We start from the raw sequence: 15,767 nt of genomic DNA, 5'->3' as shown, positions 1-15,767 counted from the left end.
ATCGATGTAGAACTGATTCACCCGATCGCGATGGAAGAAGGCTTGCGCTTTGCGATTCGTGAAGGTGGCCGTACAGTTGGTGCCGGTGTGGTTGCTAAAGTTATCGCTTAAAGTTTTGTAGGCCAGTAGCTCAATTGGTAGAGTATCGGTCTCCAAAACCGAGGGTTGGGGGTTCGAGACCCTCCTGGCCTGCCAAAAATCAGACTAATCGGCCATAGGTCGGTTAGTCTTTTTTTGTATTAATCAAAAGGTGGTTATATGGACAACAAAACATCGAAAGATGTGGGAACCAAAACCAAAGCACAATTAAAAGCTGAAGCCAAACAACAACAGCAATTAGAAATCAGACGCAATAAGCATTTTGATTTTCTCAAATATATTTTCTCAGCCATACTGATTGCTGCCGGTATCATGGCATTCTATGCTTTAGATGCGCAATTGCCACTTTATATCCGTTATCTATTTCCATTAGTAGGCGTGGTGGCGGCCATCGTAATCGTATTTTTCTGGAGTGCTGGTGGGCGCGAACTGACTGCATATGTACGTGACAGTGTGTCCGAAGCCAGAAAAGTAGTGTGGCCTGAGCGCAATGAAGCTTTGCGCATGACCTTGTTTGTACTGATATTTGTTGCTGTCTTGTCGTTATTTATTTGGGGTGTTGACAGCCTGATTTCATGGTTGTTATTTGACATCTTTATGAAGAGGAGTTAGTCATGGCAAAACAGTGGTACGTCGTACACGCTTATTCCGGTTTTGAAAAAAATGTCCAGAAAACCTTGAAAGAGCGCATTGAGCGCGAGGGAATGGGCGAGTATTTTGGCCAGATACTGGTACCGGTTGAAGAAGTTGTAGATATAAAAAATGGTCGTCGTAGTATTACCGAACGCAAATTTTTTCCTGGCTATGTGCTGGTTGAGATGGATATGACAGACGCGTCATGGCATTTGGTAAAAAATACACCTCGTGTAACCGGCTTTATTGGCGGAACCGCAAATAAACCATTACCTATTTCAGCTCGTGAAGTAGACGCTATTTTACATCAGGTACAAAGTGGTGTAGAAAAACCAAAACCCAAAGTATTGTTTGAAATTGGTCAACAAGTGCGCGTCAATGAAGGGCCGTTTAAAGATTTCAATGGCGTTGTCGAAGAAGTCAACTACGAACGTAATAAATTGCGTGTTGCAGTACAGATTTTTGGTCGTGAAACACCAGTAGAACTGGAATTTTCTCAGGTAGAAAAAATTTAACTGCAAAAATGCAACATAGTTTAGCCTGTGCTTGTAAGGGAAAGAAATTTTCTTTATAATCACGGGTCTTGCTTTTGGGAAGCAGCATTTTGCTGCGTCATACCCGTTTATTTGGAGTTTAAATCAAGTGGCAAAAAAAATTGTAGGCTACATCAAACTGCAGATTCCTGCAGGTAAAGCCAATCCATCTCCTCCGGTAGGCCCTGCTTTGGGTCAACGCGGTTTGAATATCATGGAATTTTGTAAAGCATTCAATGCTGCTACACAAAATGTAGAGCCAGGTTTGCCAGTTCCTGTGGTGATTACTGCTTTTGCAGATAAATCATTCACTTTTGTGATGAAAACCCCGCCAGCATCTATTTTGCTGAAAAAAGCAGCTGGTCTGCAAAAAGGTAGCTCTAACCCGCTGACACAAAAAGTGGGTAAAGTAACCCGTGCACAATTGGAAGAAATTGCCAAGGCTAAAGAGCCTGATTTAACTGCTGCGGATTTGGATGCAGCCGTGCGCACCATTGCCGGTAGTGCCCGCTCAATGGGTTTAGATGTGGAGGGCGTGTAAATGGCAAAACTTTCTAAACGTATGCAGGCAATTCGTGCTGCTGTAGAAACCAATAAGTTATACTCTATAGATGAAGCATTGAATCTGGTAAAAGCCAATGCAACAGCTAAATTTGATGAATCTATAGATGTATCTTTCAATCTGGGTGTGGATGCACGTAAATCTGATCAGGTAATCCGTGGTTCAGTTGTACTGCCTAAGGGTACCGGTAAAACCGTACGTGTAGCTGTATTTACTCAGGGAGCTAATGCTGAAGCAGCCAAAGCAGCCGGTGCTGATGTGGTTGGCTTTGATGATTTAGCTGCTGAAGTAAAAGCAGGTAATCTGAACTTCGACGTAGTTATTGCTTCTCCGGATGCAATGCGCGTGGTTGGACAACTGGGTACCATCTTGGGTCCACGTGGTTTAATGCCAAACCCTAAAGTAGGTACCGTTACCCCTAATGTAGCTGAAGCAGTGAAAAATGCCAAAGCAGGCCAGGTACAGTATCGTACTGATAAAGCTGGTATTGTGCATGCTACTATTGGTCGCGCTTCTTTCGAAGCTGCTGATTTGCGTGAAAACTTCAATGCTTTACTGGATGCCATTGTTAAAGCCAAGCCAGCAGCAGCAAAAGGTCAATATCTGCGTAAAATTGCAGTATCAAGCACCATGGGTATTGGCGTGCGTATTGACAGTTCTTCTGTTAACAGCTAAGAACTACATTACTACGGGCAGTCTGGCTTAAGCACAGACTGCCATCAAAATTCATATAAATGTGATACATTTATATGTCGGGCTACTTAGCGATAAGTAGATGTCCAAGACCGTAGGGAATCTGAGGTAGTTATACAGATTTTAAAAGACAACCCTACGCAGACGGTAGTCCCAGATAATCTTGTGTAAGCTTTGCTTACGGATGTCTTTTTGGGTTGCCGCGCTGGGTGGAGTAATACTTTATTACTCTGTTTAAAAACAGTGGGAGGTAGACCTTGAGTCTCAATATTGAAACCAAGCAAGCAGCCGTAGCCGAAATTGCAGCAGCCATCGCTAATGCACAGACTATGGTTATTGCCGAGTATCGTGGTATCAGTGTTGCAAGCATGACCGAACTGCGTGCCAATGCTCGTAAAGCAGGTGTATACCTGCATGTGTTGAAAAACACATTAGCCCGTCGCGCTGTTGAAGGTACTTCATTCGCAGGCCTAGCTGACCAGATGGTTGGTCCTTTGGTTTATGCGGTATCTGAAGATCCGGTTGCTGCTGCAAAAGTACTGCACCAGTTCTCGAAAAAAGATGAAAAAATCGTACTGAAAGCAGGTTCATACAATGGTGAACTGCTTGATGTTGCTCAGGTGGGAGAACTTGCTTCTATTCCGAGCCGTGACGAATTGCTGGCTAAATTGCTGGGTATTATGCAGGCACCTGTTTCTGGCTTTGCCCGTGCATTGGCTGCGCTGGCCGAGAAAAAAGCTGGCGAAGAAGCTGCATAATTTTCATCCCTTATATATTTAAATTTTCATTCTCAATTATTGGAGTTTAATAGCATGGCTATTACTAAAGAAGACATCTTGGAAGCAGTTGGTAACCTGACCGTTATGGAATTAAACGACCTGGTTAAAGCTTTTGAAGAAAAATTTGGCGTTTCTGCAGCTGCTTTGGCTGTAGCTGGTGGCGCTGCTGGCGGTGGTGCTGCTGCCGCTGAAGAAAAAACTGAGTTTGACGTAGTATTGACTTCTGCCGGTGCACAGAAAGTTGGCGTGATTAAAGTTGTTCGTGCCATCACTGGCTTGGGTCTGAAAGAAGCTAAAGATCTGGTTGACGGCGCTCCTAAAACCCTTAAAGAAGGTGTTTCTCAGGCTGAAGCTGACGACATTAAAAAACAACTGGAAGAAGCCGGCGCTTCTGTCGAAATCAAGTAATCTCAGTTGTGTTTTACAGGCTGGTAGCTTAGGCTACCAGCCTGCTTTCGCTTGTCTATCTAAAGTGAATTTTTATAAATATTTACAAAAAATGCAAAATTTTTCCATAAATTACCTTTGTTAATTTATTGATTGCCGAGTATTTATAAAACCTTACTTGCCAAACCTCCCTACTGGAGACTGTTCATGTCCTACTCTTTTACTGAAAAAAAACGTATCCGTAAAAGCTTTGCCAAACGCGCCAATGTATTGGAAGTACCGTTTCTATTAGCTACACAGTTGGATTCCTACACGCAGTTCTTGCAAATGGAAACACCCTTTGACCAACGTGCTGATACTGGTCTTCAGGCAGCTTTCCAGTCTATTTTTCCAATTGTGAGCCATAACGGTTATGCCCGTCTGGAATTTACCCATTATGTGCTAGGTGAACCACTCTTTGATATTCCTGAGTGTCAATTACGCGGCATAACTTATGCTGCTCCATTACGGGCACGAATTCGTCTGGTGATTTTAGACAAAGAGTCATCCAAACCAAATGTGGTTAAAGAAGTTCGTGAAAATGAAGTATACATGGGTGAAATTCCACTGATGACACCTAGTGGTTCATTCATTATCAATGGTACTGAGCGTGTGATTGTGTCACAGTTACACCGTTCGCCTGGCGTATTCTTCGAACATGACCGCGGTAAATCACACTCATCAGGTAAATTGCTGTTTTCCGCTCGTATCATTCCTTACCGTGGATCATGGCTTGACTTTGAATTTGATCCCAAGGATCTGCTTTATTTCCGTATTGACCGGCGCCGTAAAATGCCGGTAACCATTTTGCTGAAAGCATTAGGCTTTACTCCAGAGCAGATACTGAATATGTTTTATGATAAGGAGCAGTACTTCTTATCTAAAGATGGTGTGCACACTAATCTGATACCGTCACGTTTGAGAGGTGAGACTGCCAAATTTGATCTGGTAGATAAAGACGGTAAAGTATTGGTGCAGAAGGGTAAGCGCATTAATGCTAAAAATATCCGTGACATCGTTGCTGCTGATATCAAATGGCTGGAAGTCGAACCAGAAAGCCTGATTGGCAAGGTGCTGGCCGCTGATGTCATTGTGCCGGATACTGGTGAAGTATTGGCGAAAACCAATGATGAAATTACTGAAGAATTACTGGCACAATTTGATATTCAGTCAGTGAAAGAGATTTCCACTCTGTATATCAATGATCTGGATCAGGGCGGCTACGTTTCCAACACCCTGCGTACCGACGAAATTGAAGGTCAGCAGGCTGCGCGCATTGCCATTTATCGCATGATGCGTCCGGGTGAACCGCCAACCGAAGACGCAGTAGAAGCATTGTTTAACCGTCTATTCTTTAGTGAAGACAGTTATGACCTGTCACGCGTTGGCCGGATGAAATTTAACACCCGTACCTATCAGCAAAAATTGCTAGAGGCACAACAGGAATCTTGGTATGGCCGTCTGATGACTCAGACCTTTGCCGATGCTGATAAAGAAGGCAATAATGTCCTGACTATTCCAGATATCGTGTCTGTGATTGCTACCTTGGTTGAATTGCGCAACGGTCATGGTGAAGTAGATGATATTGATCATCTGGGCAATCGTCGCGTGCGTTCGGTTGGCGAACTGGCTGAAAATCAGTTCCGTAGTGGTTTGTCGCGTGTAGAGCGTGCTGTTAAAGAGCGCCTCAATCAGGCTGAATCCGAAAATCTGATGCCACATGACCTGATTAATGCCAAACCGGTTTCAGCTGCCATTAAAGAATTTTTCGGTTCCAGCCAGCTATCACAGTTTATGGACCAGACTAACCCACTGTCTGAAGTCACCCATAAACGCCGTGTATCTGCCTTGGGGCCGGGTGGTCTAACGCGTGAACGTGCTGGTTTTGAAGTGCGTGACGTACATCCTACCCATTATGGCCGTGTGTGCCCGATTGAGACACCGGAAGGTCCGAATATTGGTTTGATTAACTCACTGGCTGTGTATGCCCGTACCAATAAATACGGTTTTCTGGAAACACCTTACCGTCGTGTGGTTGATGGTAAAGTAACCAACGATATCGACTATCTGTCTGCCATTGAAGAAGGGCGCTTTGTTATTGCTCAGGCTAATGCAGATTTGGATAAAGAAGGTCGTATTATCGGTGATTTAGTAACCTGTCGTGAAAAAGGTGAAACCATCATGGCAACACCAGACCGCGTGCAGTATATGGACGTGGCTACTGGGCAGGTGGTTTCTGTAGCGGCTTCACTGATTCCGTTCTTGGAGCATGATGATGCGAACCGCGCCTTGATGGGTGCCAATATGCAACGTCAGGCCGTTCCGTGTCTGCGTGCCGAAAAACCGCTGGTAGGTACCGGTATTGAACGTTCAGTTGCCATAGATAGTGCTACTGCTATTGCAGCTAGCCGTGGTGGTGTGGTTGAGTATGTCGATGCCAACCGTGTAGTGGTACGCGTCAATGACGACGAAGCCACTGCTGGTGAAGTAGGTGTGGATATTTACAATCTGGTGAAATTCACCCGTTCCAACCAATCTACCAATATCAATCAGCGGCCGGCAGTACAAAAAGGCGATGTCATTGCACGTGGTGATGTGATTGCTGATGGTGCCTCTACCGATTTAGGTGAGCTTGCACTGGGACAGAATATGACCATCGCTTTCATGCCATGGAATGGTTACAACTATGAAGACTCGATTCTGATATCTGAACGGGTAGTTGCCGGTGATCGTTATACTTCCATTCACATTGAAGAATTAAATGTGGTATCCCGTGACACCAAACTGGGTGCGGAAGAAATTACCCGTGATATTCCGAATTTGTCTGAGCGCATGCAGAATCGTCTGGATGAATCCGGTATTGTTTATATTGGAGCTGAAGTAGAAGCAGGTGACGTACTGGTAGGCAAAGTGACACCTAAAGGTGAAACCCAGCTGACACCGGAAGAAAAACTGCTGCGAGCCATTTTTGGTGAAAAAGCCAGTGATGTAAAAGATACCTCCCTGCGTATGCCTACCGGCATGAGTGGTACCGTTATTGACGTACAAGTGTTCACCCGCGAAGGCATTGAGCGTGACAAACGCGCCAAAGCGATTATTGATGCTGAGCTGAAACGCTATCGTCAGAACCTGACCGATCAGTTGCGCATTTTCAATGATGATGCATTTGATCGCATTGAACGCCTGATTCTGGGACAGAAAGTGAATGGTGGTCCCTTAAAACTGGCTAAAGGTGCAGAAGTTACTAAAGACTATCTGACATCATTACCCAGCCGGCACGACTGGTTTGATATTCGTCTGAGCGATGAAAGTATCGCCAAACAGGTAGAACTGATTAAAGAAAGTTTGCAGGCCAAACATGAAGAATCAGATGTTCTATATGAAATTAAGAAGAAAAAACTCACTCAGGGCGATGAATTGCAGCCGGGTGTACAGAAGATGGTTAAGGTGTTTATCGCCATCAAACGTCGTCTGAAAGCCGGTGACAAGATGGCTGGTCGTCACGGTAATAAAGGTGTGGTATCGCGCATCCTGCCGGTTGAAGACATGCCTTATATGGCTGATGGCCGCTCAGTGGATATTGTACTGAACCCGCTGGGTGTACCAAGTCGTATGAACATCGGACAGATTCTGGAAGTGCATCTAGGCTGGGCAGCCAAGGGTATTGGTGAACGGATTGACCGTATGCTGGCGGAAAAACGTGCTGCTGACGATATTCGTGCTTTCCTTGAGAAAGTGTACAACAGCAGTGGTAAAAAAGAGGACTTATCGCAGTTTAATGATGAAGAGATTATCAATCTGGCACAACATCTGCGTAAAGGGATGACGGTAGCAACGCCGGTATTTGATGGTGCGGAAGAATCCGAAATTAAAAATATGCTGGCGCTGGCCTATCCAGAAGATGATCCGGAAATCCAGAAGCTGGGTTTCAACGATACTCGTACACAAATGACACTGTATGATGGTCGTACTGGTGAAGCCTTTGACCGTAAGGTAACAGTAGGGGTGATGCACTACCTCAAACTGCATCACTTGGTTGATGAGAAAATGCATGCTCGTTCAACTGGTCCGTATAGTCTGGTAACACAGCAGCCACTAGGTGGTAAAGCCCAGTTTGGTGGTCAGCGTTTTGGTGAGATGGAGGTGTGGGCACTTGAAGCTTATGGTGCTGCTTATACCTTGCAGGAAATGTTGACTGTGAAATCAGATGACGTAACCGGCCGTACCAAAATGTATGAAAACATCGTTAAAGGCGAATACAAGATTGACGCCGGTATGCCGGAATCTTTCAATGTATTATTGAAAGAGATTCGCTCTTTGGGCTTGGATATGGATTTGGAACGTTACTAACCGACACCGGTCGCATGCAGTGTATAGATACTGCATGCGGCATCGTCAGGAGCAAATATGAAAGCTTTATCAGACTTATTTAATCCGCTGCAAAATGTCAGTGCCGAAGAAGAATTTGACGCCATCAAAATCGGCATTGCTTCGCCGGATACCATTCGTTCTTGGTCGTACGGTGAAGTAAAAAAACCGGAAACGATTAACTACCGTACCTTTAAACCGGAACGTGACGGCCTGTTCTGCGCTAAAATTTTTGGCCCGATTAAAGATTATGAATGTTTGTGTGGTAAATACAAACGTCTGAAATTCCGTGGCGTAACCTGTGAAAAATGTGGTGTAGAAGTCACTCTGTCCAAAGTGCGACGCGAGCGCATGGGGCATATTGAACTGGCTGCACCGGTAGCGCATATCTGGTTTTTGAAATCTTTGCCATCCCGTCTGGGCATGGTATTGGATATGACTTTGCGCGATATCGAGCGCATTCTGTACTTTGAAGCTTATGTAGTAACCGATCCCGGTCTCACTTCATTGCAGCCGCGTCAATTGCTCAGTGAAGAAGAATTCATCAGCAAATATGAAGAATTTGGCGGTGATTTTGAAGCCAAGATGGGTGCAGAAGGCATTCGCGATTTATTGCGTGCTATGGATATCGCGCATGAAGTGACTGTACTGCGTCAGGAGCTAGAATCCACCAGTTCCGATACTAAAATTAAAAAAATTGCTAAACGATTGAAAGTATTGGAAGCATTCCAACGCTCTGGTATGAAACTGGAGTGGATGATTATGGATGTACTGCCAGTATTGCCACCGGATTTGCGTCCACTGGTGCCACTGGATGGTGGCCGTTTTGCTACATCTGATTTAAATGATCTGTATCGTCGCGTCATTAACCGTAACAACCGCTTGAAACGCCTGCTGGAATTGCGTGCACCGGATATCATCGTCCGCAATGAAAAACGCATGTTGCAGGAAGCAGTCGACTCTCTGCTGGACAATGGCCGTCGTGGTAAAGCCATGACCGGTGCCAACAAACGTCCGCTGAAATCACTGGCCGATATGATTAAAGGTAAAGGCGGTCGTTTCCGTCAGAATCTGCTGGGTAAACGTGTAGACTATTCCGGCCGTTCAGTGATTACCGTAGGTCCTTACCTGCGTCTGCACCAGTGCGGTTTGCCAAAGAAAATGGCGCTGGAACTGTTCAAACCGTTTATTTTCCATAAACTGGAACAACTCGATCCAACCGTAACCACCATTAAAAAAGCCAAAAAAATGGTGGAACAGGAAGAACCGATTGTATGGGATATTCTCGAAGACGTAATTCGTGAACATCCGATTTTGCTCAACCGTGCACCAACATTGCACCGTCTGGGTATTCAGGCCTTTGAACCGATTCTGATTGAAGGCAAGGCCATTCAGCTGCACCCATTAGTATGTACTGCATTTAATGCCGACTTTGACGGTGACCAGATGGCCGTACACGTGCCGTTAAGTCTGGAAGCACAGATGGAAGCGCGCACCCTGATGCTGGCTTCCAACAACGTACTGTCACCAGCCAATGGTGACCCGATTATCGTACCGTCACAGGATATCGTATTGGGTCTGTACTACATGACCCGTGACAAAATTAATGGTAAAGGCGAAGGCAGCCTGTTTGCCGACGTAAAAGAAGTACATCGTGCTTACCAGACCCGTCAGGTAGAACTGGGTACCAAAATTACCGTACGTTTACGCGAATGGGTAAAAAATGGTCAGGATGAGTTCGTACCGGTAGTAAACCGCTATGAAACCACCGTTGGCCGTGCATTGCTCTCTGAAATCCTGCCAAAAGGTCTGTCGTTCGAGCATATTAATAAAACGCTGAAGAAAAAAGAAATTTCCAAGCTGATTAATGCCTCATTCCGCCGTTGTGGATTGCGCGATACCGTCATTTTTGCCGACCATCTGATGTACACCGGTTATGCTTTCTCCACTCGTGCCGGCATCTCCATCTGTGTTGATGATATGTTGGTACCGGAAAGCAAACCGCAGTTACTGGCTGAAGCCAATGCTGAAGTGAAAGAAATTGAAGATCAGTATCGTCAAGGCTTGGTAACTAATGGCGAGCGTTACAATAAAGTTGTGGATATCTGGGGTCGTACCGGCGATAAAATCGCCAAAGCGATGATGGATAACCTGTCTACCCAGAAAGTCGTTGACCGTGAAGGTAATATGGTTGATCAGGAATCCTTTAACTCCATCTACATGATGGCCGATTCCGGTGCGCGTGGTTCCGCCGCACAGATTAAACAGTTGTCCGGTATGCGTGGTTTGATGGCAAAACCAGATGGTTCCATTATCGAAACACCGATTACCTCCAACTTCCGTGAAGGGCTGACAGTATTACAGTACTTTATTTCTACCCACGGTGCGCGTAAAGGTCTGGCCGATACCGCATTGAAAACCGCTAACTCCGGTTATCTGACCCGTCGTCTGGTCGATGTGACACAGGACCTGGTAGTCGTAGAGAACGACTGTGGTACCAACGATGGCTTTGTAATGAAAGCCGTAGTGCAGGGTGGTGACATCATTGAATCTTTACGTGATCGAGTATTAGGTCGTGTTACTGCAGAAGATGTGGTGGATCCAACTAACGGCGCAACACTGGTGGATGCTGGAACTTTATTAAATGAAAGTCTGGTTGAGCTGATTGATAATTCTGGTGTGGATGAAATCAAAGTACGTACACCGATTACCTGTAAAACCCGTCATGGTCTGTGTGCCAAGTGTTATGGTCGCGATCTGGCGCGCGGTAAACTCGTAAATGCCGGTGAATCCGTAGGCGTGATTGCGGCGCAATCCATTGGTGAACCAGGTACCCAGTTAACCATGCGTACCTTCCATATCGGTGGTGCAGCTTCCCGAGCTGCTGCGGCCAGTCAGGTAGAAGCCAAATCAGGTGGTACCGTGCGCTTCTCCAGCCAGATGCGTTATGTGGCTAACAATAAGGGCGAATTAGTGATAATCGGCCGCTCCTCCGAAATTGTCATTCATGATGATATCGGCCGTGAGCGTGAACGCCATAAAGTACCTTACGGTGCCTTATTGCAGGTTAAAGATGGTGGTGTCGTGAAAGCCGGGCAGGTATTGGCTACATGGGATCCGCATACCCGACCCATGATTACCGAATTTGCCGGTCGCGTGCGCTTCGAAAATATCGAAGAAGGTGTAACTGTCGCGAAACAAACCGACGATGTAACCGGTTTATCTACCTTAGTAGTAATTGATGGCAAACGTCGTTCCTCTACTCAGTCCAAATTGTTGCGTCCGACCGTAAAACTGTTGGATGACAAAGGCGAAGAAATTCGCATGGCTGGTAGTGAAACCGCTGTTTCCATGGCTTTCCCAGTGGGTGCAGTGATTACCGTGCGTGAAGGACAGGAAGTAGGTAAAGGTGATGTACTGGCGCGTATTCCGCAGGCTTCATCTAAAACCCGCGATATTACCGGTGGTTTACCACGTGTGGCCGAATTATTCGAAGCGCGTACCCCGAAAGATGTCGGTATGCTGGCAGAAGTGACCGGTACCGTATCATTTGGTAAAGAAACCAAGGGTAAACAGCGTCTGATTATCACCGATGCCGATGGTGTGGCCTATGAAACCCTGATTTCCAAAGAAAAACAGGTACTGGTACACGATGGGCAGGTAGTCAATCGCGGTGAAGTTATTGTTGATGGTGCCGTCGATCCACACGACATTCTGCGCTTGCAGGGTATTGAAGCACTGGCGCGTTACATCGTGCAGGAAGTACAGGAAGTATATCGTCTGCAAGGTGTGAAGATTTCCGATAAGCACATCGAAGTGATTATTCGCCAGATGCTGCGTCGCGTAAATATTGCCGATGCCGGCGACAGCCACTTCATTACCGGTGAGCAAGTAGAGCGCGGTGATGTGATGATTGCCAATGAAAAATTATTGGCCGAAGGTAAAGAGCCGGTACGTTTTGATAACGTATTATTGGGTATTACCAAAGCATCATTGTCTACCGATTCCTTTATCTCTGCGGCTTCATTCCAGGAAACCACGCGCGTACTTACCGAAGCAGCAATTATGGGTAAACGCGATGATTTGCGCGGCCTGAAAGAAAACGTGATCGTGGGTCGCCTGATTCCGGCCGGTACCGGTTTGACTTACCATCGCAGCCGTCGTCAGAAATGGCAGGAGCAGGTAGCAGCTGAAGCGGCAGATAAAACCGAATAAGCATTCAAATCTGTAGCAACCAGAACAAAACCGCTGAATAAATATCAGCGGTTTTATTTTGTACATGAACCTTACATTATTGTTTTTCTGGCGGATTAAATAGCATTAAAGCTTGATTTTCTTGACCGGCAATGTCTTGAAGTGCTAAAATTGAACACTTTGCCGGCATAGTGTCGGCAAAGTATTTACTCAACAGGAAAAGAGAAAATATGCCAACTATCAACCAATTGGTACGCAAAGGACGTCAAGCTCCAGTTTACGTCAACAAAGTACCAGCTTTAGAGGCTTGTCCTCAAAAACGTGGTGTGTGTACTCGTGTATACACCACTACCCCGAAAAAACCTAACTCAGCTTTGCGTAAAGTGTGCAAAGTGCGTCTGACCAACGGTTATGAAGTGATTTCATATATCGGTGGTGAAGGCCACAACTTGCAGGAGCACAGCGTAGTGCTGATTCGCGGCGGTCGTGTAAAAGACTTGCCGGGTGTGCGTTATCACACCGTTCGTGGTTCTTTGGACACCGCAGGTGTGAAAGACCGCAAACAGTCCCGTTCTAAATACGGTGCAAAACGTCCTAAATAAGTGGACGCATCGGCAGGATAACTGTCGAGTAAGTGAATATTTACATAAATATTCGTGGGCGATGCCCAGCTGAATAGTTTAAGGAAATTGAAATGCCAAGACGTAGAGAAGTCCCAAAACGTGACATATTGCCAGATCCAAAATTCGGCAGTATCGAATTATCCAAATTCATGAATGTGCTGATGATTGACGGTAAAAAATCTGTTGCTGAACGCATTGTATATGGTGCTTTAGAGCAGATCGCTAAAAAAACCGGCAAAGAAGCCATTGAAGTGTTTAACGAAGCTATTGCCAACGCTAAACCGGTTGTAGAAGTAAAAAGCCGTCGCGTAGGTGGTGCAAACTATCAAGTTCCTGTTGAGGTTCGTTCTGCTCGTCGTCTGGCTCTGGCCATGCGCTGGGTACGTGACGCGGCTCGTAAACGCGGTGAGAAATCCATGGATTTGCGTCTGGCAGGTGAATTAATTGATGCGGCCGAAGGCCGCGGCGGTGCATTGAAAAAACGTGAGGAAGTTCATCGCATGGCTGAAGCCAACAAAGCCTTCTCTCACTTCCGCTTCTAATGCAGAAAGGCAATTATTGTGGCTCGTAAAACCCCTATTGAACAATACCGTAATATCGGTATTTCTGCACACATTGATGCTGGTAAAACCACCACTTCAGAACGTATTCTGTTTTACACCGGCATGACCCACAAACTGGGTGAAGTTCATGACGGTGCGGCCACTACCGACTGGATGGAACAGGAACAGGAACGTGGTATTACCATTACTTCTGCTGCTGTAACTACCTTCTGGAAAGGTATGGCAGGTCAGTTCAAAGAACATCGGTTAAATATCATTGATACCCCGGGACACGTAGATTTTACCGTTGAGGTTGAACGTTCTATGCGTGTACTGGATGGTGCAGTGATGGTTTACTGTGCTGTGGGCGGTGTACAGCCCCAGTCTGAAACTGTATGGCGTCAGGCCAACAAATACAAAGTGCCACGTCTGGCCTTTGTAAACAAGATGGACCGTCAGGGTGCTAATTTCTTCCGCGTAGTTGAACAGATGCAGACTCGTCTGCGTGCCAATCCAGTACCGATTGTCATTCCGGTAGGTGCTGAAGACGGCTTCGAAGGCGTAGTAGATCTGCTGAAAATGCGCGCGATTGTATGGGATGATGCAACTCAGGGTTTAAAATTTGAATATGCAGATATTCCAGCAGATCTGAAAGACGTTGCCGAAGAATGGCGCGAAAAAATGGTTGAAGCTGCGGCAGAAGCCAACGAAGAGCTGATGGAAAAATATCTGGGTGGCGAAGAGCTGAACGAAGAAGAAATTGTTGCAGCATTGCGTGCCCGTACACTGGCTGGTGAAATACAGCCGGTATTGTGTGGTTCTGCCTTCAAGAACAAAGGTGTACAGCGTCTGCTGGATGCCGTGGTTGAGTATTTGCCCAGCCCGACTGATATTCCGCCTGTGGCCGGTGAAAAACCAGATGGCGAAAAAGACAGCCGTAAAGCCAGCGATGAAGAAAAATTCTCCGCTTTGGCGTTCAAACTGATGAACGACAAATACGTGGGACAGCTCACCTTCATCCGCGTGTATTCAGGCGTAGTGAAATCTGGCGATACCGTAGTGAATTCTGTTAAAGGCACCAAAGAACGTATTGGTCGTCTGGTACAGATGAAAGCTAATGACCGTGATGAAATCGAAGAAGTACGTGCCGGTGACATTGCAGCCGTAATCGGTCTGAAAGACGTAACTACTGGTGAAACCCTGTGTGATAGCGATGCACCAATCATTCTGGAACGTATGGAATTCCCAGAACCAGTAATTCACGTAGCGGTTGAACCAAAAACCAAAGCAGACCAAGAAAAAATGGGTCTGGCTCTGAACCGTCTGGCTAAAGAAGACCCTTCTTTCCGCGTAAAAACGGATGAAGAATCTGGACAGACCATTATTTCCGGTATGGGTGAATTGCATCTGGAAATTATTGTCGACCGCATGAAACGTGAATTTGGTGTAGAAGCCAATGTAGGTGCGCCACAGGTAGCTTATCGTGAAACCATTCGCAAATCTGTGGAATCCGAAGCCAAATACGTGAAACAGTCTGGCGGTAAAGGTCAGTACGGTCATGTAGTAATCACCATGGAACCATTGGAACCGGGTGGTGTTAACTACGAATTCATTGACGAGATTAAGGGTGGTGTGATTCCACGCGAATTCATCCCGTCTGTGGATAAAGGTATCCGCGATACCATGACTAACGGTATTCTGGCTGGCTATCCAGTAGTAGATATCCGCGTGCGCCTGACTTTTGGTTCTTACCATGATGTGGACTCTTCACAAATCGCGTTTGAATTAGCCGGTTCAATGGCATTCAAAGACGGTATGCGTAAAGCTTCTCCAGTATTGCTGGAGCCTATCATGGCCGTTGAAGTAGAAACACCTGAAGATTACATGGGCGATGTAATGGGCGACCTGAACCGTCGTCGTGGCATCGTGCTGGGTATGGACGATGACGGTATCGGCGGCAAGAAAGTTCGTGCCGAAGTACCGCTGGCAGAAATGTTCGGCTACTCAACCGATCTGCGTTCTGCTACACAAGGTCGTGCTACCTACTCCATGGAATTCAAGAAATACGCAGAAGCACCAAATAACGTAGCCGAGCAGGTTATTGCTGCCCGTAAAGGCTAACTTATTTACCGATAACCTGAAAGTACCTGTACTTTCAGGTTATCATCGTTCTTTAATCGATCTTTATTCAAGGAAACTTAGCTCATGGCTAAAGAAAAATTCGAGCGGAGTAAACCGCACGTAAACGTTGGCACCATCGGTCACGTTGACCATGGTAAAACCACATTGACCGCTGCAATTTGTACCATTCTGTC

Annotated in this window: 13 protein-coding genes and 1 tRNA gene; all 14 read left to right on the top strand. The window is 46.0% G+C overall.

Going from position 1 to position 15,767, the window contains the following annotated elements; genetic code table 11:
• Window positions 1–111, top strand: a 111-nt coding sequence (locus MJ761_RS10720; RefSeq protein ID WP_476749653.1) for an EF-Tu C-terminal domain-related protein, incomplete at its 5' end; no start/stop codon positions are given.
• A gap of 8 nt (window positions 112–119) precedes the next feature.
• A tRNA-Trp gene (locus MJ761_RS10715) sits at window positions 120–195 on the top strand.
• A gap of 63 nt (window positions 196–258) precedes the next feature.
• Window positions 259–711, top strand: a complete 453-nt coding sequence (secE, locus tag MJ761_RS10710; RefSeq protein ID WP_141683468.1) for a preprotein translocase subunit SecE — start codon at window positions 259–261, stop codon at window positions 709–711.
• A gap of 2 nt (window positions 712–713) precedes the next feature.
• The gene (gene nusG, locus MJ761_RS10705) at window positions 714–1,247 is read left to right on the top strand and encodes a transcription termination/antitermination protein NusG (RefSeq protein ID WP_037490979.1); all 534 of its coding nucleotides are present in this window, start codon (window positions 714–716) and stop codon (window positions 1,245–1,247) included.
• A 127-nt stretch (window positions 1,248–1,374) separates the two neighbouring features.
• Window positions 1,375–1,806, top strand: coding sequence for a 50S ribosomal protein L11 (gene rplK, locus MJ761_RS10700; RefSeq protein WP_037406890.1), 432 nt, complete (start codon window positions 1,375–1,377; stop codon window positions 1,804–1,806).
• Entirely contained in the window at window positions 1,807–2,502 is a 696-nt protein-coding gene (gene rplA, locus MJ761_RS10695) for a 50S ribosomal protein L1 (RefSeq protein ID WP_037406893.1), read from the top strand. It abuts the gene before it with no gap.
• Window positions 2,503–2,777: 275 nt separating this feature from the next.
• The gene (rplJ, locus tag MJ761_RS10690; RefSeq protein WP_037406895.1) at window positions 2,778–3,278 is read left to right on the top strand and encodes a 50S ribosomal protein L10; all 501 of its coding nucleotides are present in this window, start codon (window positions 2,778–2,780) and stop codon (window positions 3,276–3,278) included.
• Window positions 3,279–3,332: 54 nt separating this feature from the next.
• Window positions 3,333–3,707, top strand: a complete 375-nt coding sequence (rplL, locus tag MJ761_RS10685) for a 50S ribosomal protein L7/L12 (RefSeq protein WP_037406898.1) — start codon at window positions 3,333–3,335, stop codon at window positions 3,705–3,707.
• Between the two features lie 186 nt (window positions 3,708–3,893).
• Window positions 3,894–8,075 carry a DNA-directed RNA polymerase subunit beta gene (gene rpoB, locus MJ761_RS10680; protein WP_093093865.1) on the top strand — a complete coding sequence of 1,394 codons (4,182 nt, stop codon included), beginning with the start codon at window positions 3,894–3,896 and terminating at the stop codon, window positions 8,073–8,075.
• 57 nt (window positions 8,076–8,132) lie between these two features.
• Window positions 8,133–12,308: a DNA-directed RNA polymerase subunit beta' gene (gene rpoC / locus MJ761_RS10675; protein WP_093093863.1), complete on the top strand. Its 4,176-nt coding sequence runs from the start codon at window positions 8,133–8,135 to the stop codon at window positions 12,306–12,308.
• 209 nt (window positions 12,309–12,517) lie between these two features.
• Window positions 12,518–12,889 (top strand): 30S ribosomal protein S12, encoded by a 372-nt coding sequence (gene rpsL / locus MJ761_RS10670; protein WP_025329900.1) that lies wholly within the window; start codon window positions 12,518–12,520, stop codon window positions 12,887–12,889.
• Window positions 12,890–12,981: 92 nt separating this feature from the next.
• A complete protein-coding gene (rpsG, locus tag MJ761_RS10665; protein ID WP_037490973.1) occupies window positions 12,982–13,452 on the top strand; it encodes a 30S ribosomal protein S7 in 471 nt (156 codons plus the stop codon).
• 18 nt (window positions 13,453–13,470) lie between these two features.
• On the top strand, window positions 13,471–15,573 hold the full coding sequence (gene fusA / locus MJ761_RS10660; protein WP_093093861.1) for an elongation factor G: 2,103 nt from the start codon (window positions 13,471–13,473) through the stop codon (window positions 15,571–15,573).
• An 84-nt stretch (window positions 15,574–15,657) separates the two neighbouring features.
• The coding region (locus tag MJ761_RS10655) for a GTP-binding protein (RefSeq protein WP_239352294.1) at window positions 15,658–15,767 on the top strand (110 nt) is incomplete at its 3' end.

Source organism: Snodgrassella communis (genome assembly GCF_914768045.1).
GTDB lineage: Bacteria > Pseudomonadota > Gammaproteobacteria > Burkholderiales > Neisseriaceae > Snodgrassella > Snodgrassella communis.
Note: the sequence above shows the minus strand (reverse complement) of the source record. Positions and strands in the feature narration are given on the sequence as shown.